The 4,024-nt window shown below is 67.9% G+C and carries 4 protein-coding genes and 1 tRNA gene; 2 read left to right on the forward strand and 3 right to left on the reverse strand.

Annotated elements, in window-relative coordinates; genetic code table 11:
* Both ACOJSF_RS07480 and ACOJSF_RS07485 read right to left on the reverse strand, forming a co-directional pair.
* A partial coding sequence (locus tag ACOJSF_RS07480; RefSeq protein WP_420141588.1) for a dihydroxy-acid dehydratase occupies positions 1-559 on the reverse strand: 559 nt, incomplete at its 3' end.
* 18 nt (positions 560-577) lie between these two features.
* On the reverse strand, positions 578-1,660 hold the full coding sequence (locus tag ACOJSF_RS07485) for an aldose epimerase family protein (protein WP_420141589.1): 1,083 nt from the start codon (positions 1,658-1,660) through the stop codon (positions 578-580).
* 173 nt (positions 1,661-1,833) lie between these two features.
* Here ACOJSF_RS07485 and ACOJSF_RS07490 point away from each other — a divergent pair, with 173 nt between their 5' ends.
* Together ACOJSF_RS07490 and ACOJSF_RS07495 are read left to right on the forward strand one after the other, a co-directional pair.
* The gene (locus tag ACOJSF_RS07490) at positions 1,834-3,135 is read left to right on the forward strand and encodes a sugar MFS transporter (protein WP_420141590.1); all 1,302 of its coding nucleotides are present in this window, start codon (positions 1,834-1,836) and stop codon (positions 3,133-3,135) included.
* Positions 3,135-3,941, forward strand: a complete 807-nt coding sequence (locus ACOJSF_RS07495) for a FadR/GntR family transcriptional regulator (RefSeq protein ID WP_420141591.1) — start codon at positions 3,135-3,137, stop codon at positions 3,939-3,941. Before ACOJSF_RS07490 ends, ACOJSF_RS07495 begins: the two co-directional genes overlap by 1 nt.
* 4 nt (positions 3,942-3,945) lie before the next feature.
* Here ACOJSF_RS07495 and ACOJSF_RS07500 read toward each other — a convergent pair.
* Positions 3,946-4,022, reverse strand: a tRNA-Arg gene (locus ACOJSF_RS07500).
* Between the last annotated feature and the right edge of the window lie 2 nt (positions 4,023-4,024).

Below are 4,024 nucleotides of genomic sequence, written 5' to 3' on the forward strand. Positions count from 1 at the left end.
GCGCATCGATCTCGCCGGTCGCCAGCATCTGGCGCGCGTGCCACACGATCGTGCCGGAGCCCGTGCGCTGGCCCTTGAACCAGCCGTTTAGCATCGGGCCGACCGACAGCGCGATCGCCGGGATGTTCACCGTCGCCGCCGCCATCAGCAAGGCCGGCGTGGTCTTGTCGCATCCGGTGGTCAGCACCACGCCGTCGAGCGGGTAGCCGTACAGCGCCTCGACCAGGCCGAGATAAGCCAGGTTGCGATCGAGCCCGGCGGTCGGGCGCTTGCCTGTCTCTTGGATCGGGTGGACCGGGAATTCGAGCGCGATGCCGCCCGCCTCGCGGATGCCTTCGCGGATCCGCTCCGCCAGGACGAGGTGGTGCCGGTTGCAGGGCGACAGGTCCGATCCCGTCTGCGCGATGCCGATGATCGGCTTGCCCGATTGCAACTCCTCCAGGCTCAGCCCGAAGTTGAGGTAGCGCTCCAGATAGAGCGCGGTCATGTCGATATTCTCGGGGTTATCGAACCAGGCGCGCGAACGAAGCTTGGGCAGGGGGCGGGGGGTCTCGGTCATGATGCTTTCGATCGCGTGTCAGCGGGTGGAAAAACGGTAGACGATGCGGTTGCGGTAGGTCTTGCCCGGATCGAGCCGCGCAAATCCGAATTCGGGCCGGTTGGGCGTATCGGGGAAGACCTGCGGTTCGAGCGCGATGCCGTCGGACTGGCGATAGGCCAGGCCCGATTTGCCGATCGCGGTCGCATCGAGGAAGTTGCCGGTGTACAGTTGCAGGCCCGGCTGGTCGCTCAGCACCTCCAGCACGCGGCCCGTTTTCGGATCCTCCAGCCGCGCATGCAGGCGCGGCTCGGCGCTCGGCGTCCGGGCGATCACGTAATTTTCGTCATAGCCTTGGCCGAAGACGATCTGATCGTCGCGGCCGTCGCGAATGCGCAGGCCGATCACGGTCGGCGTGCGGAAATCGAGCGGGGTGCCTGCGACCGGCCGGAACTGGCCGGTGGGGATCAGGCTGGCGTCGACCGGCGTCGTCGTTTCCGCCGGGATCGTCAGGACGTGGTCGAGGATGTCGTGCTGCGACGCCTCGCCGCCGAGATTGAAGAAGCTGTGGTTGGTGATGTTGAGGATCGTCGGCTTGGTCGTCGTGGCGCTGTAGGTCAGCGCCAGCTCGTTACGCTCGTTCAGGCTGTAGGTCGCGGTGACGGTCAGCTGTCCGGGATAGCCGTCCTCGCCGTCCGCGCTGACGTAGCGGAGCGTGACGTGCGCCTCGTTCCCATCGCCCTTGGTCTCGACCACGGTCCAGAGCCGCTTGTCGAAGCCCTGGACGCCGCCATGCCGCGCGTTGGGGCCGTTGTTGCGGGCAAGCTGATAGCCCTTGCCGTCGATCGTGAAGCGGCCGTCGCGAATACGGTTGGCATAGCGCCCGACGGTCGCGCCGAAATAATTGGGCGCCTTGAGGTAGCCGGCAAGGTCCTTGTGGCCCAGCGCGATGTCCGCTGCCTTGCCCGCGCGGTCGGGGACGGACAGCGCCTGCAGGATCGCGCCATAGGTCAGGACGCGCGCACTGACCCCCTTGCCATTGGTCAGGGTCACGACCTCGACCCCGCGCCCATCGGGCAGGGTGCCGAACTGGCTGCGTTCGGCCGTCGCCGCTGGGGCCATCACGGCCAAGCTCCATCCAAGAACAAACGCCAGTGGCGCGGCGACGCGGTGCATGACAAACCCCTCCAGATCGTGTCAAATGCAGTGCAATTGACCTTCGATATTCGCACATATAGTCAGACAAAAAGGCGTAGTGCAACAGTGACGCCGTGTCAGACCAGGGAGGATGAGTGATGGCGCTACCGGTTGCCGGCGGGCATGGCCCGGCGGGGGGCGAGGCGGTGCGGGGCGGGGCCAGCTATCGGTCCGCGCTGACGTTGCTGGCCAGCCTGTTCTTCATGTGGGGCTTCATCACCGTCATCAACGGCACGCTGCTGCCCCACCTGCGCAGCGTGTTCGACCTCACCTATTTCCAGGCGACCTTGATCGAAAGCGTCTGGTTCATCGCCTATTTCTTTGCCTCCATTCCGTCGGCGAAGCTGATCGAGCGGATCGGCTATCAGAAGGCGCTGGTGACCGGCCTGCTCATCATGGCGGCGGGCGCGCTGGGCATGACGGTCGCGGCGAGCATACCATCCTATGGCGTCACGCTGGCGATGCTGTTCGTGATCGCGAGCGGCATCACGTTGCTCCAGGTGGCGGCCAACCCGTATGTCGCGGTCGTGGGCCCGGCGGAGACGGCGTCGTCGCGCCTCAACCTCGTCCAGGCGATGAACTCGGCCGGGACGATGCTCGCGCCGCTGTTCGGCGCCTATCTCATCCTCGGCCGGTCGAAGGGGGGCACGGCGGCGCAGGGCACGGTGCTGACGCAGGCGGAGCGGCTCGCCGACGCGCAGTCGGTGATCCTGCCCTACGTGCTGGTGGCGATCGTGCTGGTGGTGCTCGCGGTGGTCATCGCGCGCTTCCCGCTGCCCGCCATGGGCAACGCGACCAGCCGCCTCGCCCGCGAGGAGCGCAAGGGCCACTCGCTGTGGAAGCATCGCAACCTCGTCTTGGGCATCCCCGCGATCTTCATCTACCTGATCGCGGAGATCGGGGTCGGCAATCTGTTCGTCAATTTCATCAGCCAGCCGCACATCGCCAACCTGACCACCGAGCAGGCGGGCCATTACCTGACCCTGCTGTGGGGCGGCATGATGGTCGGCCGCTTCGTCGGATCGGCGCTGATGCAGAAGGTACGGGCCGAAACGGTGCTCGCCGCCTTCTCGATCGGCGCGTTCGTGGTGATGCTCGTCACGGTGTTCAGCACGGGGACGACCGCGATGTGGGCGCTGATCCTGGTCGGGCTGTTCCATTCGATCATGTTCCCGACGATCTTCACGCTCGGCATTCGTGGGCTCGGCCCGTTGACCGAGGAGGGGTCGGGCCTCTTGATCATGGCGATTGCCGGCGGCGCGCTGGTGTTCGTCCAGGGCAAGCTGGCCGACACATACGGCCTGCAGAACAGCTTCCTGCTGACCGCCGCGTGCGAGCTGTACATCCTGTTCTACGCATTGTGGGGCGCCCGGCCCACGGCGGATACGCCATCGGCTTGATGGCGGAGCCACGCGACCCCGAGGCGAAACGCATCCTCAGGCAGGAAGACCCGGCGGAGGGCGGCGGGGCATTCCCCCCGCGTCCGCCAAGGGGGACCGGCCGGCGCTTCCACGGCGCGATCGCGCACCGGCTGGGCACCGCGATCCTGTCCGGCGAGTTCGCGCCGGGCGACCGCCTGTCGGGCGAGATCGAGTTCTCGGAGGCGCTCGACGTATCGCGCGCCGCCTATCGCGAGGCGATGCAGGCGCTGGCGGCGAAGGGGCTGGTCGAAAGCCGGCCGAAAGCGGGCACGCGCGTGCTGCCGCGCAGCCGCTGGAACCTGCTCGACCCCGACGTGCTCGGCTGGGCGTTCGCGGGCGAGCCCGACATGCGCCTGATCCGCAGCCTGTTCGAACTGCGCGCGATGATCGAGCCGGGCGCCGCGCGCCTCGCGGCCGAGCGGCGCGACGAGGAGGACATGCGCCGCATGGGCGATGCGCTGGCCGCGATGCGCCGCCACACGCTGGGCACCGAGGAAGGGCGCGCGGCGGACCGCGACTTCCACGACGCGCTGATGCAGGCGACGCGCAACGACGCGCTGATCGTGCTGAGCACCAGCATCGGCGCGGCGGTCCACTGGACGACGCGCTTCAAGCAGCGCGCCCGCGCGCTGCCGCGCAATCCCATCCCCGATCATGCGCGGGTCCATGACGCGATCGTCGCGGGCGATGCCGATGCCGCCGCCGCCGCGATGCAGGCGCGGGTCGACCTGGCCCTGGACGAAACCCGCGCGGCGATCGAGGCGCGCGACGACCCGCAGGCGTAACGGATGGCGCGCCCGGAGGGATTCGAACCCCCGACCAAGGAGGTAGAAGCTCCTTGCTCTATCCAACTGAGCTACGGGCGCCC

The sequence above is a fragment of the Sphingomonas sp. genome (assembly GCF_048594985.1).
Classification (GTDB): domain Bacteria; phylum Pseudomonadota; class Alphaproteobacteria; order Sphingomonadales; family Sphingomonadaceae; genus Sphingomonas_I.